The organism is Idiomarina seosinensis (assembly GCF_003987275.1).
In the GTDB taxonomy this organism is placed as follows: Bacteria; Pseudomonadota; Gammaproteobacteria; order Enterobacterales; family Alteromonadaceae; genus Idiomarina; species Idiomarina seosinensis.
Genome location: NZ_PIQF01000003.1, coordinates 23421 through 47678, shown reverse-complemented (window position 1 = coordinate 47678; position 24258 = coordinate 23421). Strand labels below are relative to the sequence as shown.

General features: G+C 47.5%; 20 protein-coding genes. 13 read left to right on the top strand and 7 right to left on the bottom strand.

Annotated features, from left to right (window positions below; all coding sequences use genetic code 11):
* Nucleotide 1: 1 nt before the first annotated feature.
* The 6 genes from surA to CWI81_RS09360 are packed head-to-tail and all read left to right on the top strand — an operon-like array spanning nucleotide 2 to nucleotide 6318.
* Nucleotides 2-1300: a peptidylprolyl isomerase SurA gene (gene surA / locus CWI81_RS09385; RefSeq protein ID WP_126785069.1), complete on the top strand. Its 1299-nt coding sequence runs from the start codon at nucleotides 2-4 to the stop codon at nucleotides 1298-1300.
* A gap of 12 nt (nucleotides 1301-1312) precedes the next feature.
* The gene (gene pdxA / locus CWI81_RS09380) at nucleotides 1313-2302 is read left to right on the top strand and encodes a 4-hydroxythreonine-4-phosphate dehydrogenase PdxA (RefSeq protein ID WP_126785068.1); all 990 of its coding nucleotides are present in this window, start codon (nucleotides 1313-1315) and stop codon (nucleotides 2300-2302) included.
* On the top strand, nucleotides 2295-3095 hold the full coding sequence (gene rsmA / locus CWI81_RS09375; RefSeq protein WP_126785067.1) for a 16S rRNA (adenine(1518)-N(6)/adenine(1519)-N(6))-dimethyltransferase RsmA: 801 nt from the start codon (nucleotides 2295-2297) through the stop codon (nucleotides 3093-3095). Before pdxA ends, rsmA begins: the two co-directional genes overlap by 8 nt.
* 5 nt (nucleotides 3096-3100) lie before the next feature.
* Nucleotides 3101-3475, top strand: a complete 375-nt coding sequence (gene apaG / locus CWI81_RS09370) for a Co2+/Mg2+ efflux protein ApaG (RefSeq protein ID WP_126785066.1) — start codon at nucleotides 3101-3103, stop codon at nucleotides 3473-3475.
* 2 nt (nucleotides 3476-3477) lie between these two features.
* Nucleotides 3478-4290: a symmetrical bis(5'-nucleosyl)-tetraphosphatase gene (locus CWI81_RS09365; protein ID WP_126785065.1), complete on the top strand. Its 813-nt coding sequence runs from the start codon at nucleotides 3478-3480 to the stop codon at nucleotides 4288-4290.
* Between the two features lie 27 nt (nucleotides 4291-4317).
* A complete protein-coding gene (locus CWI81_RS09360; RefSeq protein WP_126785064.1) occupies nucleotides 4318-6318 on the top strand; it encodes a methyl-accepting chemotaxis protein in 2001 nt (666 codons plus the stop codon).
* Between the two features lie 65 nt (nucleotides 6319-6383).
* Here CWI81_RS09360 and tyrS read toward each other — a convergent pair whose 3' ends face one another.
* Nucleotides 6384-7586, bottom strand: coding sequence for a tyrosine--tRNA ligase (gene tyrS / locus CWI81_RS09355; RefSeq protein ID WP_126785063.1), 1203 nt, complete (start codon nucleotides 7584-7586; stop codon nucleotides 6384-6386).
* 202 nt (nucleotides 7587-7788) lie between these two features.
* Between tyrS and CWI81_RS09350 the strand changes: the two genes are divergently transcribed.
* Nucleotides 7789-9105 carry an OapA family protein gene (locus tag CWI81_RS09350; protein WP_126785062.1) on the top strand — a complete coding sequence of 439 codons (1317 nt, stop codon included), beginning with the start codon at nucleotides 7789-7791 and terminating at the stop codon, nucleotides 9103-9105.
* Nucleotides 9105-10229 (top strand): anhydro-N-acetylmuramic acid kinase, encoded by a 1125-nt coding sequence (locus CWI81_RS09345; RefSeq protein ID WP_126785061.1) that lies wholly within the window; start codon nucleotides 9105-9107, stop codon nucleotides 10227-10229. The genes CWI81_RS09350 and CWI81_RS09345 overlap by 1 nt, the downstream gene beginning before the upstream one ends.
* Before the next feature lie 5 nt (nucleotides 10230-10234).
* On the opposite strand, the gene pepQ is transcribed toward CWI81_RS09345, so the two are convergent.
* From pepQ to CWI81_RS09330, 3 genes are all read right to left on the bottom strand, one after another.
* Nucleotides 10235-11554, bottom strand: a complete 1320-nt coding sequence (pepQ, locus tag CWI81_RS09340; protein ID WP_126785060.1) for a Xaa-Pro dipeptidase — start codon at nucleotides 11552-11554, stop codon at nucleotides 10235-10237.
* 72 nt (nucleotides 11555-11626) lie between these two features.
* Nucleotides 11627-11977: an iron-sulfur cluster insertion protein ErpA gene (erpA, locus tag CWI81_RS09335; protein ID WP_126785059.1), complete on the bottom strand. Its 351-nt coding sequence runs from the start codon at nucleotides 11975-11977 to the stop codon at nucleotides 11627-11629.
* Between the two features lie 65 nt (nucleotides 11978-12042).
* The gene (locus CWI81_RS09330; protein ID WP_126785058.1) at nucleotides 12043-12765 is read right to left on the bottom strand and encodes a DUF6776 family protein; all 723 of its coding nucleotides are present in this window, start codon (nucleotides 12763-12765) and stop codon (nucleotides 12043-12045) included.
* Between the two features lie 94 nt (nucleotides 12766-12859).
* Between CWI81_RS09330 and CWI81_RS09325 the strand changes: the two genes are divergently transcribed.
* The 4 genes from CWI81_RS09325 (at nucleotide 12860) to hemL (ending at nucleotide 17411) form a co-directional block, all read left to right on the top strand.
* Nucleotides 12860-14554 carry a chloride channel protein gene (locus tag CWI81_RS09325; RefSeq protein WP_126785057.1) on the top strand — a complete coding sequence of 565 codons (1695 nt, stop codon included), beginning with the start codon at nucleotides 12860-12862 and terminating at the stop codon, nucleotides 14552-14554.
* Between the two features lie 24 nt (nucleotides 14555-14578).
* The gene (gene hemJ, locus CWI81_RS09320; RefSeq protein ID WP_126785056.1) at nucleotides 14579-15010 is read left to right on the top strand and encodes a protoporphyrinogen oxidase HemJ; all 432 of its coding nucleotides are present in this window, start codon (nucleotides 14579-14581) and stop codon (nucleotides 15008-15010) included.
* A gap of 71 nt (nucleotides 15011-15081) precedes the next feature.
* On the top strand, nucleotides 15082-16095 hold the full coding sequence (locus tag CWI81_RS09315) for an aspartate carbamoyltransferase (protein WP_126785055.1): 1014 nt from the start codon (nucleotides 15082-15084) through the stop codon (nucleotides 16093-16095).
* A 26-nt stretch (nucleotides 16096-16121) separates the two neighbouring features.
* Complete coding sequence (gene hemL / locus CWI81_RS09310; RefSeq protein WP_126785054.1) at nucleotides 16122-17411, top strand: glutamate-1-semialdehyde 2,1-aminomutase; 1290 nt, start codon at nucleotides 16122-16124, stop codon at nucleotides 17409-17411.
* Here the strand turns inward: hemL and mrcB are convergent.
* The 3 genes from mrcB to pepB are packed head-to-tail and all read right to left on the bottom strand — an operon-like array spanning nucleotide 17397 to nucleotide 23459.
* Nucleotides 17397-19664, bottom strand: coding sequence for a penicillin-binding protein 1B (gene mrcB / locus CWI81_RS09305; protein ID WP_126785053.1), 2268 nt, complete (start codon nucleotides 19662-19664; stop codon nucleotides 17397-17399). The two genes, hemL and mrcB, sit on opposite strands and share 15 nt — an antisense overlap.
* Nucleotides 19661-22126, bottom strand: coding sequence for an ATP-dependent helicase HrpB (gene hrpB / locus CWI81_RS09300; protein ID WP_126785052.1), 2466 nt, complete (start codon nucleotides 22124-22126; stop codon nucleotides 19661-19663). Before hrpB ends, mrcB begins: the two co-directional genes overlap by 4 nt.
* A 37-nt stretch (nucleotides 22127-22163) precedes the next feature.
* Complete coding sequence (gene pepB / locus CWI81_RS09295) at nucleotides 22164-23459, bottom strand: aminopeptidase PepB (protein ID WP_126785051.1); 1296 nt, start codon at nucleotides 23457-23459, stop codon at nucleotides 22164-22166.
* 57 nt (nucleotides 23460-23516) lie between these two features.
* Here pepB and sfsA point away from each other — a divergent pair, with 57 nt between their 5' ends.
* A complete protein-coding gene (sfsA, locus tag CWI81_RS09290) occupies nucleotides 23517-24230 on the top strand; it encodes a DNA/RNA nuclease SfsA (protein ID WP_126785050.1) in 714 nt (237 codons plus the stop codon).
* Nucleotides 24231-24258 lie beyond the last annotated feature (28 nt).

The following is a 24258-nucleotide window of genomic DNA, read 5'->3' as shown; positions in this document are numbered from 1 at the left end:
AATGAAACATATTTCGACCCTCTTCTTTGTGGTAACTCTGCTGGTGGCTTCTGGCTTTACCGCATCTATCGCAAACGCTCAGCAGACGCTAGACCGTGTAGCGGTAATTGTAGATGAAGGCGTCATTTTACAAAGTCAAATTGACCAGATGATTCAACAGATAAAGAATGGCAATGACTTTAATAGTTCAAATGCGCCGTCTGACTCGGTGCTTGAAACTCAGGTGACCGAGCGCCTTATTTTACAGGAGTTGCAGTTACAACTTGCTGACAGGATGGGCGTTGAAGTGGGTGAGTCACAACTTGAGCAAGCATTGCAGGAAATGGCATCTGAACGCAACATGACCGTTGAGCAAATGCGCCAAGATGTGCGCGACTCAGGTATTTCATGGGCCACTTTTAGAGAACAGATAAAAACTCAAATTATTACCTCACAGGTCGAGCGTGCGGCAGTGCAGCGTCGTGTCAGCGTGACGCCGCAAGAAATTAACAACTTGGTTGCGCTGATCGACGAAAACGATGAAACGCAAACGGAGTATCGGTTAAGACAGATTCTGGTCGCCAGTTCATCGGACGACACACAGGATGACCGCGAAAAAGCCAAACAACGTGCCAACACAATTCTTGAAATTTTGGAAGAAGGTAACGACTTTGCCAAGCTCGCCATCCGCTCATCCTCTGGCAGTAATGCGTTAGACGGTGGTGACCTTGGATGGATGACCGAAAACACCATGCCTACGCTATTTGCTGACGTTGTTAAAGGTAAAGAAGTTGGCGAGATTGTTGGGCCCATCCGCAGCGGTGTCGGCTTCCACATTTTGCAAGTCGCTGACAAGCGCGGGGAAGAAAAGGTAGAAGTGGAAGAAGTAAAAGCTCGTCATATACTGATTAAACCGTCAGTGATCTTGTCTGATAAACGAGCTCAGGAAATGCTTAACAAGTTCCGTGAACAAGTACTTTCCGGAGAAAAAACGTTTGCCGAACTAGCACAAGAGCACTCGGCTGATCCAGGCTCTGCCTCACGTGGCGGCGAACTTGGCTGGTCTCGCCCGGGCAGTTATGCGGAACAGTTTAAACAAAAAGTGCAAACTCTTGAGCAAGGCGTTATCAGTGAACCGTTCAAGTCGCAGTTCGGTTGGCATGTTGTTGAGGTAACTGATCGCCGCACGATGGATGCAACCGAAGAGAATAAGAAAGAGAAAGCGTATCAAATGCTGTTTTCCAGAAAGTATCGCGAAGAACTTAATACCTGGCAGCAAGAGATTCGCGATCGTGCCTTTATTCGTAAGGTTGAAAATTAAGGTGGTAAGCTAATGTTACCGGTTCTAGCCTTTACTCCGGGCGAGCCGGCGGGTATTGGCCCGGATCTCGCAATTATGATGTCGCAGCAGCATTGGTCTGCTGCGATTGTCGTCTGTGCTGACATTAATTTACTTCGACAGCGCGCTGAGCAACTAGCGCTAACCGTTGAACTGAGACCATACAACGGTCAACGCCCAACCTCGCCGACCCCTAAGGGAGTGCTACTGGTAGAACATATCCCATTAGCCAAAACCGCGACAGCTGGCGTATTAAATGTCGAAAATGGTCCCTATGTGGTGGATACCTTAACCCGGGCCTCAGAAGGTAATTTAAGTGGAGAGTTTGATGCAATTGTGACCGGTCCCGTGCATAAAGGCATCATCAACGATGCGGGCATAGCGTTTTCAGGTCATACCGAATTTTTTGCAAATTTAGCGAATAAAAACGATGTGGTAATGATGCTAGCGACCGAAGGTTTACGCGTCGCCTTAGTGACCACTCACATTCCGCTAGCTTATGTTAATAAAGCCATAACTCCCGACCGGCTGACCAAAATTTTAACTATTTTGCACAACGATTTAGTGTATAAATTTGGTGAGGTTAATCCAAAAATTCTAGTTTGCGGGCTGAATCCCCATGCCGGAGAAAACGGATATTTAGGCCGAGAGGAAATTGAGGTTATCGAACCAGTACTTAATGAATTGCGCAATAAGGGGCTGAATCTGCACGGTCCTCTCCCCGCTGACACACTTTTTCAACCTAAATATCTTGATACCGCAGCCGCAGTTGTCGCCATGTATCATGACCAGGGGCTACCCGTATTAAAATATAAAGGGTTTGGCAATGCAGTGAATATAACACTGGGTCTTCCTTTTATACGTACCTCAGTAGATCATGGTACGGCATTAGATATGGCCGCCACCGGCAACATTAATTCCGGCAGCTGCCAACTCGCCATACAAACAGCTATCGACATGGTAAGAGCATCTCAGAATGAGTAAAACTCACCTCGGCCATCGCGCCAGAAAAAGATTTGGTCAGAACTTTTTACACGACCAAAATATCATTGAACAGATTGTTGATGTTATCAACCCGCAGCCCCAACAAAACTTGGTCGAAATCGGCCCTGGGCTTGCTGCATTAACAGAGCCGGTTGCTGAGCGTTGCCAGTTCTTAAGAGTCATAGAAATTGACCGTGATCTAGCCGACAGGCTTGAGTCACATCCGTTCTTACAGCATCAGCTTGAAGTTATTCGTGGTGATGCCATGGAGATTGATTTTCGCCAGTTCAGAGACTCCGATAAACCACTAAGGGTTTTTGGTAATCTCCCCTATAACATCTCGACGCCTTTAATATTCCATTTACTGGAATACACTTCAGCCATCCAGGATATGCACTTTATGTTGCAAAAGGAGGTCGTCGACCGTTTGGCCGCGGGGCCTGGATCTAAAACTTACGGGCGTATCAGCGTTTCAGTACAGCAAGCCTGCCGAGTTACTCCGGTGTTGTCAGTGCCTGCAGGAGCATTTAATCCGCCGCCTAAAGTAGAGTCATCGGTGGTCCGGCTAGAACCCTACACCGAGAACCCAACACCGGTTAAAGACCGGGCACAGCTGCATGCACTATGCCTAAAAGCCTTTAATCAGCGCCGCAAGACTATTCGGAATAATTTGAAAGGCTTGGTCGACGAACAGCAGCTTGAGCAGCTTGATATTGACCCCGGAGCTCGACCTGAAACACTGTCTGTGGCAGATTATTGTCGTATCTCAGATTGGCTAACAGACAGGAAATAGCGCTGATGACTGACAAAACTATTGAGATTCAGGTTAAGACCCAGTACCTCGCCGCCCAGTCGAGCCCGGATAATAACCAATATGTCTTCTCCTACACGATAACCGTGTTCAACCACTCCAGCACAGTAGTGCAGTTGTTGAGCAGAGAATGGCGTATCGTAGACGCTGAGAATAAGGTCACCCGTGTAGCGGGTGAAGGTGTCGTCGGACAGAAACCAATGATTGCCGCTAATGACTCTTTTAGTTACACCAGCGGTACCGTGATTGCCACACCTATTGGTACTATGCAGGGGCATTACGTGATGATTACCGATGATGGACAGGATTTTAAAGTCGAGATTCCGTCATTTAGACTTGCTATTCCTAATATTATTCACTGATTATGAGCCTTTACGTTGTCGGTGATATCCAGGGCTGTTATCGCGAGTTGATGCTGTTGCTCGATAAAGTAGGGTTTAGTTACCGCTACGATACACTTTGGTGTGTGGGAGACGTTGTCGCTCGTGGTCCCGACTCACTAGAAGCCCTGGAGTTTTTCGAAAACAGTCCGCAGCATGCAGTTCGTACGGTACTTGGTAACCATGATCTTAATCTGCTAGGAATATTACTCGGCGTTCGCGAAGCCAACCCAAAAGATAAACTGGATGGCATTTTACAGTCCAGGCGCAGACTAGACTGGATAGACTGGCTGCGACAGCAGCCCCTGCTACACACAGAAGCACAGCATAACTTGGCGATTTGTCATGCTGGACTATACCCCTGGTGGTCATTAGATCAGGCTAAAAGCGCAGCGGTTGAGTTAGAGCATACCCTTCAAGCAGAGGATTTTGCTATATTTATTGAACAAATGTTTGGTAATAAACCTGACAATTGGAGCTCAAGTCTTACGGGTTTCGACCGATACCGATTTATAGTTAATGCGTTTACGCGAATGCGCTTTTGTCATACATCGGGAGAACTGAACTTTTCCGAAAAAGCGCATCCTGAGCAGCAGGCCGATAAACACTTGCGGCCATGGTTTGAATTTTATCAGCAGCCCACGCGAGTAGCTTTCGGGCACTGGGCTGCGTTGATGGGTGAAACAAATAATCCAGACGCCGTTGGTTTAGACACCGGCTGCGTCTGGGGCAATCATATGACGTTATGGGATGTTGAGAAAAATGTGTGTTATCAACAGTCTGCGGTTAACCGATAGAGCTAATGCTGTACTGAGGGGTTTATCATGAAATTAACAGTAGCCATGCGAGTTATAGGCGGCTTTGCTGTCATTACTTTGCTGTTATTAGTTATTAGTTTAAGTTCACTGTTTAATGTTAATAGCATTGGCTCTTCTGTCGATCGACTGAATGCTAAAGCAGTTCCTGCTCTGGAGAGCGTATCGAGTGTGCAGGTAGATGTGTTACAGCTAGGCGCACTGAAGACTGAAGTGTTTTACACGACCGAGCTGGATGGCGTTAATGCGCACATGCAAGACTTTGATGAAACCCGCACTGATTTCCAACAATCTTTAACGAGTTTGCGGGGGCTTATTGAAGGTGAAGGCTACGGTAATTTAATTGGCCGTCTCGATGAAGATGCCGAGCAATACGTTGCTCTGATTGAACAGCTTTTCTCCCAACAAACACGATATTTAGAGCTTGGTAAAACAGCGTCTTCGCAACTGGACGAGTTAGCGTTCAATATCGACGATGCCTCAATACTGTTGTTGGATGCATCAGATATGACTAGCTCTACGGAAGTTGCTGAGGTAGCCGGAACCATTGAAAAGTCCTTGGCGTCATTAATTACCCTGATGTATGACCTGAGTAACGCTGACGATATTGATACCGCAAAGGTGATACAAAGCGAAATAGACATCAATATTGATGCGTTAAAGCCGCGTTTATTAACACTGGATGAAATTGCCACTGGCGAGGCTGAAGGCTATGTCAGCGACGCTATCAATATGACTCGTAATGCTATTGAGCAGTTACAGGGTTCAGGCTCCTATCCCGACAATGTGGTTCAACAAAAACAAACACGTATCGACGCAAGAACTACCTTAAACACCTCTGAGCAAGAGCTTCAGGGACTGTTAAGCCTGACCAGTGAACTGCAAAAAGGTGTCCGCAACATTGCCGATGAAACTCGTAACAGCGTTGAATCGACCATCAGTAGCTCCAGCTGGATTAATGGCATTATTACGCTTATTTCAATTGCTCTTGCGGTATTTATTTCATGGTATACCGTGCGCAGTATCAGTGTTCCGCTAGGTAAAGTTAACCATATGCTGAACATAATGGCTGACGGCAATCTAACCGAGCGGGTTACCTATCAGTCAGACGATGAGTTTGGCACCTTAGCTGGCAATACCAATAAGTTAACCGAAAATCTGCGCAACCTGGTTGAGGGTATCGCTAATCGCGCAACACAGCTTGCTACCGCGGCAGAACAGAGCTCCAGTGTCTCTGACGAAACAACCAATGCCATCGAAGAACAGCGCAATCAGATTGAACAAGTGGCTACCGCAACTCAGGAAATGAACAGTACTGCCAGCGAAATGGCACAAGGCGCTGAAAAAGCGCTGGGAGAAATACAGCACTCGGACGACGAAGCGAAACGCGTGCGCAGCATTTCAGAAGAGAACCGCAGCACTATTGACGGTCTTGCCCGCGAAATTCAGAGCGCCTCTGAGGTTATTAACCAGCTGTCTGAAAACAGTAAAAATATCGGTGGTATTCTGGATGTTATCCGCGGTATCGCTGACCAAACCAACTTGCTGGCTTTAAACGCTGCGATTGAAGCGGCACGGGCAGGTGAACAGGGCCGTGGTTTTGCTGTTGTTGCTGACGAAGTTCGGACCCTGGCAAGTCGAACACAAGAGTCGACAGAAGAAATTCAACAAATGATCGAAAGCTTGCAGTCGGATTCTGAGCGCGCAGTGCACGTTATGGACAGAGGCCGTCAACAAGCCGAGAAAAGCGTTAAACAAACCGACGAAGCAGCAACTGCTCTGCAGTCGATCACTGACTCGGTGCATCAAGCAGCTGATAGCAGTAATCATATCGCCACAGCAGCTCAGGAACAAAGCCGCACGGCACATGACATCAGCGAGCGACTAGAAGCCATAGTTTCGATTGCTGAGCAAACCGCGTCAGGCTCTAAACAAACAGCTCAAGCATCGAATGAAGTTGCTAAGCTAGCGGACGAACTACAGGACTCTATTAAAAGCTTTACCGTGTAGAAACAGTCCCGCACAAAAAAAAGAGAGCGCAGTGCGCTCTCTTTTTTTATTTATAAACCGCTAAGTTACTTTAAGGTAATGCGGGCAAATCGCCGCTTACCGACCTGATAAACGCCTGAGTCTTCAGCAGTACACATCATTTTCGGGTCGCTCAGCTTATCACCGTCGCGTTTAACCGCAGACTGTTTAATCATGCGTATAGCGTCAGAGGTCGATTTAACCAACTCTGCTTGTTTTAACAGATTTGCGATGGCGATACCTTCGGCATCGACACTAAATTCAAACTCCGGCATTTCATCCGGCATCGCATTTTTTTGGAACCGTTGAACAAAGTCATGCTCTGCTTGCTCGGCCGCTTCTTTATTATGAAAGCGCGTAATAATTTCTTTGGCTAATAGCACTTTAATATCACGCGGGTTGGTACCCTCCGCGACCTGCTGCTTAAATTGCTCAATTTCTGCAATTGGCCGAAAGCTTAACAATTCGAAGTAACGCCACATCAGTTCATCAGAAATGGACATGACTTTGCCGAACATATCACTCGCCGGCTCAGTAATACCGATATAATTATTTAATGACTTGGACATTTTCTGAACACCGTCCAGTCCTTCCAAAAGCGGAACCATTATTACGGTCTGTGGGCGCTGTCCCTCTTCTTTCTGTAGCTCTCTACCCATCAGCAAATTAAAACGCTGGTCAGTGCCCCCAAGCTCAACGTCGGCTTTTAACTCAACAGAGTCCCAACCCTGAACAAGCGGGTACAAAAATTCGTGGATTGCAATTGACTGATTGGCTTTATAGCGTTTTTTGAAATCATCTCTTTCCAGCATACGAGCGACCGTCTGGCGTGCCGCCAGTTTAATCATGTCTGCCGCACCAAACTGGTTCATCCACTCGGAGTTAAAGCGAATTTCAGTTTTTTCTGGATCAAGAATTTTAAATACCTGCTCTTTATAGGTCTCGGCATTGGCCAACACCTCTTTTTCGGTGAGAGGCTTGCGAGTAACGTTTTTACCCGTCGGGTCGCCAATCATTCCGGTAAAGTCGCCGATCAGAAACACGACTTTATGACCATAATCCTGAAAAATTCTTAATTTATTGATCAACACTGTATGCCCCAGATGAAGATCGGGAGCTGTAGGGTCAAAACCAGCCTTGATAACCAACGGTTTTCCCTGCGCTAGCTTATCCGCTAACTCACTCTCAATCAGTACTTCATCGGCGCCACGGGTTATTTCAGCCAGCGCCTCATTAATCTGAGTTGTCATTCAGTGATTCTCCTGCGCGTGTGTAAAAATGAGTGTAAAGATCTAGTTTACGCGATAAAACCGGTAGTTTTAAGCACCTGAAAACTGGTATTCTCATTTTTTTCGTATTATCCTCAAAATAATCATGGAAATGCTCAATAAAAAAATAACAAAAAAGAGCCCATTACCATTAATTAATAATAAGAGTAAAAGTGCGCTAACTATGACGTCAAAAGTTGTTACTCGATTTAAGCAGTTGCTCAGTCAACTGCCTCACTCTCACCGTGTACTGATTAGTGCGATCAGTGCAACGTTGTGCTTATTGCTGATAATACCTTCAGAGCCTGCGACTGCCTCTAAAAACTCACAATCTCCAGAACAACTGATGCCGGGCAAACGCTACCAGCTGGAGCTAGCTGTAAAGTCTGACTCAGCGTCGCAAGAACAAGCCGAAAACAACTTTAATTGGCAAAGTTACAAGATTAAACCCGGTGACAATCTGGCTCGCATATTCGACAAGTTAGGGTTTACCGCGCAACAGCTTTACCGCGTGACAGAGTCAGGCTCCGAGGCACAGTTGCTAAAAAAGGTTCACCCGGGCGACATTCTTCGTCTTGCAACCGACGGCAAAGGCGAGTTGGTGCAGCTTGTTCATGAAGTTAACGACATTGAGACACTGATTATTACTCGCCAAAACGACTCTTTTGTCGCCGAAATCGAAAAACGCGACGTTGAGACTCGCACTGAATTTACCCATGCAGTCATTGATTCAAGTTTTTGGAATGCTGGAATTAATGCCGGCATCACTGACAATCAAATCATGCGCATCGCGGATATTTTTGGTTGGGACATCGACTTTGCGTTAGACCTTCGTAAAGGCGATGAATTTAGCGTTTTATACGAGACAGAATATGTCGACGGTGAATTCGTTGGCTACGGCAAAATCCTGGCGGCTGAATTCGTTAATCGGGGCGATAAGTTTCAGGCCATCTTGCATGACAATGGCAGTTACTACACGCCGAATGGCCGTGCGATGCGGAAAACATTTTTACGCTCGCCGGTTAAATTTACCTACGTAAGCTCTAACTTTAATCCTAACCGTTTACACCCTGTAACGGGTCGAGTACGCCCTCACAATGGCACCGATTATGCAGCCTCCACAGGTACTCCTGTAATGTCTGCAGGCGATGGTAAAGTAGTAGAAGCAGGTTACAGCTCGCTAAATGGCAATTATATCTTTATTCAACACGGTGAGACTTACGTGACTAAATATCTCCACTTAAGTCGCAAACATGTCCGCACCGGCGAACGGGTTAAGCAAGGCCAGCTCATAGGCCGAGTTGGTGCCACTGGCCGAGTTACTGGCGCTCACTTACACTACGAGTTTTTAGTGAATGGCCGACATCGCAATCCACGTACTGTCGAATTACCAAAAGCTAAGTCATTATCAGAATCACAACTACCAGCTTTTCGCCAGCACGCCGATCAACTGGTAGCGGTTCTCAACGACAATAAACGCATATTCCTCGCGATGCGCTAATGACGCAATGCTTTATTGGAGTCATGTCAGGCACCAGCGTCGATGCCATCGACGCTGTTCTATGTGACATTTCCAGCTCGGGCCAAGTCAGCTGTCAGGGCTCACTTACTCAAGTTATCCCATTATCGCTGAAGCAACGATTGCAAGCGGCGATGACAACCGAAGCGGTACCTTTATTAGAATATAAGCAACTAGAAGCCGACTACTCGGCGTTGGTATCCGACACTGTTAATCAGCTCATACAGCAGCACCAGATACAACCTGCCGCTGTTCAGGCAATTGGCTGTCATGGCCAAACGTTGTGGCACTATCCACCCAGTCAGGCAAATCAATACGCGCCATTTTCCCTACAGCTTATTAACGCTACGCAGATAGCAACGGAAACTGGAATAAGTGTGATCAGTGACTTCAGGCAAAAGGATATATTAGCAGGCGGTGAAGGTGCACCGCTGGTGCCCGCCTTTCATTATCATAGCTTTCGACAAATAGCCGGAGCTGGCAAGGTCATTTTAAATTTAGGCGGGATTGCTAATATAACCTGGATCGCAGATCGCGAAGACGAAGTCATTGGCTTTGATACCGGGCCCGCCAATACTTTGCTTGACGCTTGGTATCGTCGCCACTTTGACGCCAATGGTTATGATCATAACGGTGCGTTAGCTGCCTCGGGAACAGTAAATCATCAGCTATTACAAAGATTACTGAAAGCTCCCTACTTTGATTCTAAGCCACCAAAGAGTACCGGCAGAGAGCTGTTTAACTTAGATTGGCTGGAAGCAGCAATTACCCCAGCCGATAGCCCTGAAAACGTTCTTGCGACCTTAGTAGAGCTGACAGCGGTCAGTATTAGTCGGGCCCTACGATTTTTACCACACAGCCCAACCGAGGTGATTGCCTGTGGTGGCGGAGTTCACAATGCAACGTTAATGGCGGCACTACAACGCCAATGGCCAGCCATTCCTCTCACCACAACAGCGCATTATAGGTTAGATCCGCAACTCATCGAAGCCATGGCTTTTGCCTGGTTAGGGTGGTGCTATGAAAATAAAAAACCGGGCAACTTGCCTGCCGTAACTGGGGCTCGTTGTCCGGTTATATTGGGAACTAAAGTATTAGCCGGTTAGCGCTATTATTCTGCACCAAGCTCTTTAAATGCGTCTCGGGTCAAGTTTTCATTGTTGCCTGCTTCACCGACCACAATGCTGTCCTCTATACGCACACCACCATAAGGACGCAACTCGTCCACTTTAGCCCAGTTAATGTCTTTACTGCCCTCGAAGTCCTCGAGTAACTGATCGACAACATAAAGTCCAGGTTCAATTGTAAACACCTGACCCACTTCTATATCCCGCAATAGTCGTAAGAACGGGTGACGCTCACTCCGCGGGTAGCTGTTGCCTTTATCGTCTTGCAGAAAACCACCAACATCGTGCACTTGCAGCCCAATAAAGTGACCCAGTCCATGTGGCATGAAAGCACTTGTGATGCCTTTTTCATAAGCGCTTTGGGCGTCAATATTGATAAACCCGAACTGCTCCAAAATACGCGCTACTTTTAGATGCATTGATACATGCAAATCATAATAGTTAACACCGGGTTTTATCTCAGTCAGTAACTCTTGCTGAGCTATGTCCATAGCTTCGACCAGGTCCGCATAAAAACCAGATTGCTTGGCATAGCTGCGAGTAATATCGGCACAGTAGCCTTGATAAAGCGCTCCCGCGTCAATTAGGAATGAGCGGCTTTGTTTTGGCGGCTGAGTGTCATAAACATCATAATGTAAGATCGCCGAATGCTCATTTAACGCCACGATACTGTTATAAGGCACTTGCGTCTCGCGAAAATCGATGGCCTTTAAGTAATCGCTATAAATTTCAAGTTCGCTTTTGTTCTCAAAAAACGCCTTTTTAGCGGCGACATGCGCTTTTGCGGCTAATCGATTTGCCTGTCTAAGGTTTTCAACTTCCCATTCGGTTTTGATCGCGCGATGAAAGTGCAAATGATCGATCAACTGCTGGGGGTTACGAGCTTTAACATTCCAATCGCTTACCGGCTGAGCAAAGTCCTCACCAATAAACGCAGTTGCAGCAAGCTGATCGCCCAAATCATCGGTTAGCTGGGCTAGATCATCAATCACTTTCAGCTCAACATGCTGCTGCCAGTCTTGCTCGGGAATGTTTGCTTGTGAATGCCAGAAGTCACGCGCTTGAAATAGATAAACTGTTGGCTTACCTGAGCCCTTACGGTAAAACACCGCACTTTTTGGACTTTCTAATACCGGCACCCAGTATTTAAACAAAGGATTTACTTTATAAGGCGCAGGGTTATCATCAAGAAATGCGACACGCGGCTGTCCCGCATAAATTAACGCTGACTCAAATCCAGTATCAGCCAGCGCTTTATCAAAACGTTGTGTAACAGTTTGTAGGTGTTTTTGGTATAAGCTCATAGAACCCCCGTCAGCCTTTAATTTAAAGGGGCATTCTATATGATTTAGAGCGTTAAATCAGTATCAGTTGGATTAAATAGAGAAGCTAGAGCCACAACCACAGGTAGTCGTCGCATTGGGGTTTTCCACAAAAAAGCGTGAACCCTGTAATCCCTCTTCATAATTGACCACGCCGCCAACCAGGTATTGCAAACTCATGGGGTCAACAACCAACATCACCCCTTCTTTCTCAATTTGCATATCACCCGTATTCGCTTTTTCGTCAAACGTGAAGCCATACTGAAATCCAGAGCAACCACCGCCAGTAACAAACACCCGCAGTTTTAGCTCAGGGTTTTCTTCTTCGGCAATTAACTTTTTTACTTGCTTTGCCGCTTGCTCGGTAAATTCGATGGGCATAGCTTGTTCGACAGAAGTCGTCATCAACAATCGCCTTTTTTAATGTTTAGTACTACAAAGTCCAATTTTCTCTTAGTTGAGTATTTTGGTCAAGTATTGCCTTCAGCACGAAGACTATCTTGCCAAAAGAAACTTCTCTCCAACTGCCCTTTTGCGCCTCTTGTCAGAGTGGCAGTTACGTCAATACGCTCGGGAACAACACCTTCGGGCAGAAAAAAGTCGCCTTCGTATAGGGTGAAATAGCGCATCGCAAAATTATGATCGACTTGCTTGATATTCGCTAATTCCAATAAGTCGTAACGTTTCTCTTTACCATCTTTACGACCAACCAACTGGATAGCAATTTCTCCCTCGACTAAGCTGCGCCGCTGTTCTACCTGCAATAATGCCAGCGAGAAATGAAAGTGCCGCTCGGCTTGATTAGCTGATAACGCCAGTGACTCAATGATCACGCCTCCCTGTTGCAGCTCCGGAGCCATAATTTTTTGGTAAAAGGCAACATTCTCTCGCAGACTATAGTTTTCTTCCTGAAGAAGTCCGAGTTGTTGCTGCAGCCCTTGGTTAGATGATTTTTCTATATCCAGCTCAACCTGCAATACATTACGTTGGTATTCCATCCGCTCCAGCTGTTGATAAAGCTGCTGCAGCTGCTGTTGCTGCTCGCTAACCTGAGTTTTTAAGTGGGCCGCATGCCACACCCCGCCGTAATAGGCTAGGTAAATAACGGCTGCGCAAAATACTGTTATTAACAGCACCACAGGCAACCGCCCAAAGCGTTCTTTCCAATAACCTAACTGCAGGAATTTTTTCATGTAAATCAGTTTGTTCCCAATATCGTCCGAGACTGTTATGTTAAACTCTAATTACCAATAATACGACACTACCGCTGACTTTAGGATGACTTAAATGCCCCAGGCTCAGGCACTTAAAAAGAGTTTGCGTAAACAGCTCGCTGCACCGACCACGACCATCGCTATTTGCTTATTGGGCGTGCTTGGCGGTATTGCGGCGGCGTTAGTGATTGTCGTATTTCGTTTTGCGATTGAGCAAGGCGCCTATGTTGTCGGGAACTTCACCCATTGGCAACAGCCTTTGCCGACTTTTACTCGATTTGCGCTCCCGATAGGAGCCGTTGTCGTTATTTTTCTGCTGTTTAGCTTATCGCGCTCACGCCGAGTTCGTATGGGCATCCCGTACGTTGTTCATCGCATGAAACAACATTATGGCATGCTGCCATGGCGTAGCACCGTTAATCAATTTTTTGGCGGTATTATTGCCCTGGTTGCCGGGTTTAGTGTTGGCCGAGAAGGTCCCGCAGTGCACCTGGGCGCTGCCGCCAGCACTTGGGTTGGTTACCACGTCGATACTCCCAAAAATGCCATCCGGACACTAGCCGCATGCGGCATAGCTGCCGCCATCGCTGCCTCTTTTAATACTCCTATTGCTGCTATGGTGCTGGTGATGGAAGTGGTGTTGCGCGAGTATAAAGTGCATATTTTTATTCCGGTAATGCTGGCAGCCGTGGCTGGCTCGTTGATTACCGAGCAAATTTTTGGTCCGGCATCGGAGCTCGCGATGTTACAAGCATCTGAGGTACCGAATATTCAGCTTGGCTGGGTGGTCGCCTTAGGTATTGTGCTTGGCTTTAGTGGCGTTATTTTTAAGCGATTAATGCTGGATGTGATGGAAACAGTAAAGGACATGGGGCTAATTACTCGCTTGCTGTTTGCCGGCTTAATCACCGCCTTTTTGGCAATTATTATACCCACTAGCTTAGGCCCCGGACTCACTGCTATCCAGCAGGTTTTACAACATCAAAATGAATTATCGATATTATTTACCTTGTTGTTCGCCAAATTAATTGCCAGCGCAGTGGCGCTGGGGATGGGGATCCCGGGAGGACTCATCGGTGCCGTATTCGGTATTGGTGCAGTGGTTGCGGCGCTATTCACCAGCATCGTGAACTCATTGCAACTTGATCAATTGTTACAATACGATACCTTCATCCTTCTCGGTATGGCCGGTATTCTGGCAGCCTCCATTCATGCACCAATGGCTGCGTTATTAGCCATTGTCGAATTGTCCCGAAGCGTCGAAATTATTATTCCGGCAATGTTAGTGATTGTGCCAGCTTACCTAATTTCGTCGCAATTATTCAATTCCAAGTCGATATTCATTTCGCAGTTAGATTTACAAGATTTGCCCTATCAAATTCCACCGGTCGCCATTGCGTTACAAAAGACCGGGGTTGAACACGTCATGGAGTCCGACTTTAAGCTGCTGATAGAGCCTACTCAAAACGAGTTGCTGGACGTACTAGAAAATTCGGCCAACCAAACTGTTGTGGTTATGGACATCGACGACGATAATCGGGCCAGTTACCGTTTAGTTACTTATGATATCGGCGCTGGCGACAGTCCGTCGCTTAACTATATGCCTATTACCGGACTCAAGGTGACTTCCACATTAGCTGAGGTCTGGGATGAATTAAGTGGCGCCAGGCGCGGTGCTGTCTATATTTATGATCATGGTCAGAGTGAACCCTGCGGTGTGGTCACCTGGGAAGTGGTTCGAAAAGCATTGCAGCGAGAGCTGTCCTAATAACCGGTTAATAAGAGAGTACCGATGAGTGGGTTAATATGGGTTAAAGCACTACACATTTTCTTTATGGTCGCGTGGTTTGCCGGTATTTTTTATTTGCCGAGACTGTTCGTCTACCATGCAATGAACAACCATTCGGCAGTCGATCAACAGTTTAAAGTGATGGAACGAAAGCTACTGTATTTCGTGACACCCTTTGCCATTTTAACTCTTATTTTTGGTGTTATTCTGATGGTCTCTTATGGCAGCGCCTGGCTAGCAGCCAGCGGCTGGATGCACACTAAATTATTACTGGTTACGATACTTTATCTTTATCATGGCTACTGTTTTAAACTACTTAGCGACTTTAAACACAACCGCAATAAGCGCAGTCACCGCTTTTACCGGGTATTTAATGAACTGCCAGTACTCATTCTGTTAGCCGTAGTTATTTTAGCGGTGGTCAAGCCATACTAGATTCTTTTTGACGGTGAAATTTGCTATAGTGTTGGTCCAGTGACTTTCGGCGACAAAAGGCGCACAACACCATGAATTTCACCGGTTCAAATATTCTCTCCGTTAACCAATTCGACCGCGATAGCATCGACTATATTTTCACTGTGGCCGACAAAATGCAGCCATACGCTCGTCGAAAAAAGCGCACCAAAGTGTTAGAAGGGGCGATCCTTGGCAATTTATTTTTTGAGCCATCAACCCGTACCCGGGTTAGCTTTGGCACTGCCTTTAATTTATTAGGCGGTGAGGTGCGCGAAACCACCGGCATGGAAAGTTCAGCCATTGCGAAAGGCGAGTCGCTTTATGATACGGCACGGGTTCTTAGTAGTTACAGCGATGTCATTGCCATGCGCCATCCAAAAGCGGGTTCCGTAAGTGAGTTTTCTGAAGGCAGCCGGGTACCGGTTATTAACGGCGGCGACGGCGCCAATGAACACCCCACTCAAGCCCTATTAGACTTGTACACGATTCAAAAGGAATTGGCTTATCATGGTCAGGGCATCGATAATATGCATATTTGCATGATCGGAGACCTTAAGTTTGGACGTACTGTACATTCATTATCTAAATTACTGTCGATGTACAACAATGTCCGATTTACCTTAATTTCGCCACGCGAACTCGCCATGCCGAGCAGCGTTTTAGACACATTGGATAAAGCAGGTCATCAATATCAAGTCACCGAGAAGGTAGATGGCATTGTTGCCGCTGATATTGTTTACCAAACTCGTATTCAGCAAGAACGATTTGCGTCCCCCGAAGACGCCGATCAATATCGCGGTAAATTCCGCTTAAACCAAGAGATTTACACGAAGCATTACAAACCCAACACGGTCATTATGCACCCGTTACCTCGAGACTCCCGGTCCGAAGCCAACGAGCTTGATAATGATTTGAATCAAAATCCGAATCTGGCTATTTTCAGGCAAGCCGACAACGGCGTGCTAATTCGGATGGCACTATTTGCTTTAACATTGGGTGTTGTCGATCAAGTAGACCAATATGAATGTCCTGTTAACTGGTACAGTGAGAAAAGCCGGTTATAAATTTAAATTTTTAAGGAAGTCTTAGTATGAGTCGTTCTGAAGAACTGTTTAAAAAAGCCCAACTGAGTATTCCCGGAGGTGTTAATTCTCCGGTGCGCGCTTTCAACGGTGTGGGTGGTAGTCCAATTTTCTTTGAGCGTGCTGAAGGTGCATACATGTTCGATGCTGACGGTAAACGTTACATCGACTATGTCGGCTCGTGGGGACCTATGATACTAGGCCACAACAACTCGCAGGTGCTGGAAGCAACTATTGAGGCTGCTCAGCGTGGTTTAAGCTTTGGTACCCCTACCGAAGTCGAAATAACCATGGCTGAAAAAATCAAAGATATCGTACCGTCTATCGAAAAAGTACGTATGGTCAACTCTGGCACTGAAGCAACGATGACCGCTATCCGCCTGGCACGAGGCTATACCGGCCGGGACAAAATACTTAAGTTTGAAGGTAACTACCACGGCCATGCCGATGCGTTACTGGTTAAGGCCGGCTCTGGTGCACTGACACTTGGCGTTCCCAACTCGCCCGGTATTCCAGAAGATTTTGCCAAGCATACGTTAACCGTTGATTATAATAACATCGACTCTGTTAAGCAGATATTCGAAGAAGTCGGCGATCAAATTGCCTGTATCATTGTTGAGCCAGTGGCTGGAAACATGAACTGTATTCCGCCGGTTCCCGGCTTTTTAGAAGGTCTACGAGATATCTGCGACAACTACGGTTCTGTATTAATTTTTGACGAAGTAATGAGTGGCTTCCGAGCGGCGCCAGGTGGTGCTCAGGAACGTTACGGAGTGATCCCTGATTTAACCACATTGGGTAAAGTCATTGGCGGTGGGATGCCGGTAGGTGCCTTTGGTGGTAAAACGGAAGTAATGGATTATATAGCGCCGAATGGACCTGTCTATCAGGCCGGAACTTTATCTGGAAACCCGGTTGCCATGTCCGCCGGATTGGCTGCTTTAACTCAGTTATCTAAGCCGGGGTTATATGAACAACTTTATGCGCGGGTTGATCAGTTGCTGGACGGGCTACAACAACTTGCCGATGAAGCAGGTGTTCCGTTAACCACCAATCGCGCGGGCTCTATGTTTGGTTTCTTTTTTACAACCGACAAGGAAGTAACCACTTACCAACAGGCAACCCAATGTAATATGGAGCACTTCCGTAGCTTTTACCATTCCATGCTGGAACAAGGTGTTTATTTAGCGCCATCCGCCTTTGAGGGTGGTTTTATGTCTGCGGCTCACACCGAGCAAGACATTAAAGATACCTTGGCTGCGGCCAAAACCGCATTTGCCAAATTAGCCGCCAAATAAACGCTCTAACCAGCTCTTCTGCTCGATTTCGGCATTACAGTTAATGTCGTCTTCGAGCGACAGAGGAGGTGCCGGTAAGCTAACCGCTTGCTGGCAATCCGCAGGAATTCTAACCCCTTTTAAACGATGGAAACTCTGTAGAGTTACCCCATCAACGGGTCGCAACGACATAGGTCTCGGTGGTGCCTGCCGGTATACCTCGCGGGTCACCTGCAACGCGCCGCTACTCCCGGTAAAGCCGGTCGGTTGATTGTCGTCCCGACCTAGCCATGTTGTCACTACGTTGTCACCATCAACACTGACAAACCAACTGTCTTTATAATCGTTCGTTGTTCCTGTTTTCGCAGCAACCGTGGCACCATCCAGAACATCTTGCAAAGCACTGGCTGTGCCTTGCGAAACAACACCGGCCATGCCATATCGGGTCATATAGCTAACTGCCGTGGAATACACCGGTTCAGGCTTGGTGTCTGACGCTTTATAGACAGTTTCACCGCTATGTGTGGTAATACTGGTAATGGCACGCAATGGCTGATATTTGCCATCATTGGCAATAGTGGCAAAAATACGATTTACCGCTAGTGGCGATAACTCAACCGCTCCTAAAGTTAACGACGGATAGCTATTGATAGGGGTAGTGACACCCATGGCTTTCAAATAATTAACCAAGGTTTTAGTTCCAACCCGAAGGCCAATGCGCACTGCTGGTATATTCCGCGACTTCACCAAAGCTTCATATATCAGCATTTCCCCCAAATATTCCTTATCATAATTTTCGGGTTGCCAGGGTTTGCCATGTTCATCTTCCAGCGATACAGGTTCGTCAACCACCCGACTGCCTAGGTGCATTTTATCGGAAACAGTCATCGCAGACGCGTAAATAACGGGTTTAATCAGCGAGCCGATAGGGCGCAAAGCCATTAACGCGCGGTTAAAGCCCAGCGCACTTGGCACCGTTGATCCCACTAGCGCACGGATGCCTCCCTGACGATAATCACTGATGACCATTGCGCCCTGTATTCCTTCCATGTCTTTACCCGGAACACCCGCGGCTAATGCTTTTTGTGCCGTCGATTGCAATTCAACATCCATGGCGGTATATATTTTTAAGCCGACTTCATGCCAATCTGGCGGCAGTACAATTTTACCCAGTTCACGGCGTATTCTGTCGATATAGTGCGGATAACCCTCTTCGACTAACCTGCGACTTTCTCTTACCACTAATGGTGTTTCTACGGCGGCTATATAGTTTGACTTAGCCAGTAAGTCATTCTCGTACATCAGCCGTAAAATAGTATCTCGACGGCTTTTCGCGCGTTCAGGGTAACGCCGTGGGTCATAATACGATGGTCCCTTAACCATAGCGATTAATAACGCCACTTGTGAAGCTGTAAGCTCTTGTACCTGACGGCCAAAATAGTACTGGCTAGCCAGTCCGATACCATGAATTGCATGGCGTCCATCCTGACCAAAATAAACCTCATTCAGGTAAGTCTCTAAAATAGTATTCTTATCAAACCTATAATCGATGACCAGTGCCATCATCGCTTCATGAAATTTACGCCACAGCGTTTGCTCGCGAGTTAAGTAGAGATTTTTTACCAGCTGTTGGGTCAGCGTTGATCCCCCCTGAACCGTTCGCCCCGCTTTAATATTAGCTACGAGCGCCCGCATTACCGACCATGGGGAAACACCGGAGTGGTGGTAAAAGTTTCGATCCTCAACTAAAAGTAGTGTCTCAATCAGTAAATTAGGCACCAGTTCAAGCCCAATCAACAGTCGATCTTCGTTATCCAACGGATTAATACGCCCTACCAGCTGCGGCTCCAGCCGCAATTCTCGTAAGGCTGCACTACTCGACCAGTCTCTAATAGATTGCACCGTGTTACCATCAAAACGTATTTCGACGCGGCGTGACATTTGCGGCCCATCAGCGAACTCAAAAGGCCGCCGGTGTACCATTAAAGTGCTCCCGGCATGAGAGTAATAACCGGTCTCTTCCGTATTAGTGCTACGCTGATAACTTAATCGCTCAAGTTGCCGTATCAACTGCTGCTTAGTCAGCCTTTTACCTGGATATATACTGGTCTCGGAAGCATAAACTAACGCGGGTGCCTGATACCTCTCGGACGCGAAAACCCGGGACAAGCTTGCGTCTAAATACATCAAATAAAATACTAATGCGGTACTAACCACCACGGCGAGTTTTAAAGCTGTTACTAATAGGTATCGTAACCAGGGTTTATTTTTCATCGTAACTGCCGATTAGTTTTGCGAGTCGCCTCTGCGCTCTGCGGTTGTTCAGGCCATGGGTGCTTGGGGTAGCGCCCACGCATTTCTTTTCTCACTTGGGGATACGCATTCTCCCAAAAGCTGGCTAAATCTTCGGTGCGCTGCAACAGGCGTCCGGCCGGCGACAGTAAATCGAGCGTTAACCGCTGTTGCCCCTTCATTAACACAGGCGATGCCGGTTCACCAAAAGCTTCCTGCAATTTTACTTCTGCCCGCGCCTTAATGCCCTGCTCAGTTTCTTTTAACGCCGGATACATTATCACAACCTCTCGACCACTTGGTGCTTGCCAGACTTTAGGACAACATTGTTCGAATAGCTGTTGCTGAGAGTAGTCGAGCAGTTGCTTAAGGGCTGGTAGCGGATTCCAACGCTTCAGCTGATTCAGCGAACTAATCTCAGTCCAATACGGTTCCGCCCATTCTGACAGCTGATCAAGCAGGTTCTCTTCGGTTGGCGCTAGTTGACTAAGCTCACCAGTATGTAAAGACTGGTGATAAAAAAAGTAGTACAGTCGCTGCCAATAGTTAACCGCGTCTGACGACCAGTTTAGGGCCGACAAGCCATTAACTCTAAGCCATTGCTGCAGCGCTTTGTGAATTTGTTGACGGGTTGGCGGCTCAGACGATGGTTGACTACCAACCAGCAGTCTTCCAATGCGCGTCTCGCTTACCGTTTGGGCTTTACCAGGCCGGCTAATATCCACTCGTTGTTCTTTGCTAACAATGACTGCAGGATGTTCAAGTAGTTTGCCCAAAGCCAGCGGAAGCAGGTTCCCCACACGGTTAAACTCGGCCGAGTCGGCTAATCGGATATTAAGTGCTAACACCCACTCAGTGTCAGCTTTGAACTCCGTTTTATACAATCGAGCACCGGATATTAACTGAACCGTTTGCTCGTCAACAAACTGTCCAATACGGTCAGAAAAGCCATACAAGAGCTGCTGAGCTAGCTTCTCATTATTAGCGTCAGTAGCGGCACCTACAGCAAGTTGCTGCGACCAGAAACGATAACGTTGCTGCCAGCGGTGCAAGCTTCGCTGATACTTAAAGTGCTCATTAACGGCCTGTATAAAGTCTACTTGCTGATGCTTTTTCGAGGGCTCTTCGAGAGTCGCCAGGGCTCTGGCAACTGCTGCTCGTAGCGCTTCACTTTTGTGTTGGCTCGCTACCGCAACACAGGCGAGGCGAACGTCCGCCCCAAGGGCAATGACCTTACGGCCGATATCTGTTAGTTGATAGTCTTTATTTAAAACCTGAAGCCGCTGTAAGACAGCTAACGCATGAGCACTATTTGCGGTCGAAGGCGCAGTCAACCAGTTCAGTTGCTCAACCCTACTGCCCCACAAGCTCACTTCAGCCACTACTTGCGTAAGATCTTGTGTCTCTATATCTGCCGCAGCATACTCGTTAAAGCCATGTTCATCGGCTTTACTCCAAAGTCGATAGACGCTTCCCGGCTTCTGCCTGGCAGCCCGGCCGGCTCGTTGCTCAGCAGAGGCAAGAGAAATATAGCGGGTCTGTAATTGGCTGGCCGAATAGTGTGGGCGATAGCGACTCGTACGCTCGCGACCACTGTCGACAACACAGTCTACGCCATCTATGGTCAATGAGGTTTCTGCTACATTGGTAGCGACGATTACTCGCCGCAACGGCTCCGCCGCCAATGCTTGCCGTTGTTCAACCAGGCTTAAGCGGCCATGCAACGAGAGAACCGGATACTGTAGACGCTCCGCCAGAGCATTCACCAGATAGTTAATTTCCCGAATGCCCGGAACAAATACCAGCACGCCCTGCTCGCTTTGCTGACAAGCTTCAACCACAACATCTGTCAGCGACTGCAGCCACAGCTGACGACCACAAGGCCGGTAATGAACCGAGAGCGGAAACTGACGCCCCTCAGTTTTAAGAATATTAACCGGTTCCTCTAAATGTTGCTGCAACCATTGCTGAATGGGTTCAGCCGGCAGCGTAGCAGACATGATCAGTAGCGATAAATCAGGACGTAGCGCTAAGCTTTCCAGTAATAATGCCAAGCTTAGGTCGCTATATAAGTTACGTTCATGGAACTCGTCAAATACAACCGTGCTGATACCCGCTAATTCAGGATCATTTTGCAGCCAACGCACCAAAACTCCCTCGGTGATAATCATTAACCGAGTTGCGGCACTCTTCTTTTGCTCGCCACGAATCATATAGCCGATGGTTTGGCCCACCGGTTCATTAAGCTGTTCAGCTAAGTAGTGTGCGATATTAACTGCTGCCAGTCGGCGGGGTTGCAACATTACAATAGTGCCGCTGGTTTGCAACAGCGCCAGCGGCAACCGAGTGGATTTTCCGGCCCCTGGCGGAGCCTGAATCACAAGCCGGGCAGCAGGAAACTGCCCAACAACTTGGTCAATAATCTGATCGATTGGCAGAGCCATACTACTTGATTACCTCTACCCTTTGGTCAGCACACGCTTAGTCAGTAATAGTCGCAGCAATCGTGCGTACGCCCATTGCTGTTGCACCTACCGGCCACATTGCCGTTGCCGATTTTTGATACGCACCTGCCAAGTCAAAGTGTAACCAGCCTTTCCCATCATTTGGGGCAAACCGCAATAAGAAGCCGGCTGCGTTGCTGGCACCACCGGCACCACCACCTTTTTGGGGGCGGCTATTAGCCGTATCAGCAAACGCCGAAGGACAGTTTTCAGCATGCCAGCTTGCCAATGGTAAACGCCACAATGCTTCGCCCTGCTGGACGGCACAGTTTAGTGCTTTAGTCGCAGCCTGGTCGTCAATACTGAATAAGGCATTGTATTCATTACCAACCGCCATTTGCGCAGCACCAGTCAGTGTCGCCGCGTCAATAACTTGCTTAGCGCCGGCTTCACCCGCCGCTTGCAAGCCGTCAGCAAGAACCAGGCGGCCTTCCGCGTCGGTATTCACTACTTCCACTGTAGTGCCGTTTTTGTAGGTAATCACGTCACCTAATTTGTAGGCTCTACCGTCAATCATGTTTTCTGCACAGCAGAGAAACAGTTTCACGCGTTTATTCAATCCGTTGCGTATCGCTAATGACAAAGCGCCACTCACGGTCGCAGCGCCGCCCATATCGCACTTCATTGACAACATGCCTTCACTCGGCTTAATGCTGTAGCCACCGGAATCGTACGTAATACCTTTGCCAATCAGCGCTGATTCTACTGGCGCATTGGCATCGCCCGTTGGATTATAGTCAACCACCAGCATTGCCGGTATGTGCTGACTTGCACGGCCAACGGTGTAAATGCCCATCCAGCCTGCGTCTTTAAGCTCATCGCCCTTAATGATCTCGTAGGACACATGCTCCGGCGCCAGCTCAGTCAGGTGGTTCGCCACTCGCTCAGCCAGACTTAAAGGGTAAATTTCTTCGGCGGATAAGTTAACCAATTCGCGGGCAAACCGATACACGTCGCTCATATGCTGCAACTGCTCAGTAACTGCCTTATCCCCTTCGTGCCATTGCACTTTATTCGTCGATAACGTTGAGGTGTAACCCAAGGACAATGCCCATTGACGTTCTTTATCCCAGCCATCGCCCATCGGAGCTAACTGTTTAATCCCTTGATTGTCGAGCTGGCGGCCGGCCTTTTGGATGCGTCGCAAATTTTCGGACTCTGATTCTTCAAGCACAATATAGGCGGCTTCATCTTTAAAACACAACACCGCTTTTTCGCTGATATAGTTAACCGGCATTTTATCGGTCAGATAAATCGGTAATGCGCTGGACATAAAATGTCTCTCCTTATAGTTTGTTGCTGCCTTTACTTTAGGTTTATGAGGTTTCTAATGCAATTTAACAAGCCCCTGAAGCAGGGTGTTTTACGCAAACGTTACAAACGCTTTTTGGCAGATATCGATTTTGGTGATGGCCATATTACCACAGTTCACTGCCCGAATACCGGTGCAATGACTGGCTGTGCGGAGCCCGGCTATGAGGCTTGGTGCAGTGACTCAGAAAACCCTAAAAGAAAATACCAGCAAACCTGGGAGCTGGCCCGTGACTTTAATAATCACTGGATAGTGGTCAATACCCAACGCGCTAACACCATAGCCGGAGAAGCGTTACAGCAGCGTACAATATCTACCTTGGCCGACATTACTGACTGGCAAGCAGAGCGAAAGTATGGTGAACAGAACAGCCGTATAGACTGGCTAGGAACTTGTCCCGACGGCAGCCATTGTTTTGTTGAAGTTAAAAGTGTCACCCTGGCAGAAGGTGAATATGGTTACTTTCCTGACGCCGTCAGCACACGCGGCCAAAAACACTTACAAGAGCTCATCCAAATGCGCCAGCAAGGGCATCGTGCTGTACTGTTGTTTTTGGTTATGCATAGTGCCATAGAGCAGGTCAGTCCCGCAGCACACATCGACCCCAAGTATGCACAGTTGTGTCGCGAAGCCGCTAACGCCGGAGTAGAGTTTTATGCGGTTAAAAGTTCGATTTCAGAACAGCAGATAACTGTGGATCGACCTCTGACTGTAAATTTGCCAGGGTCTTGAAATCTATGCATCCCGACCTCATTTAAAC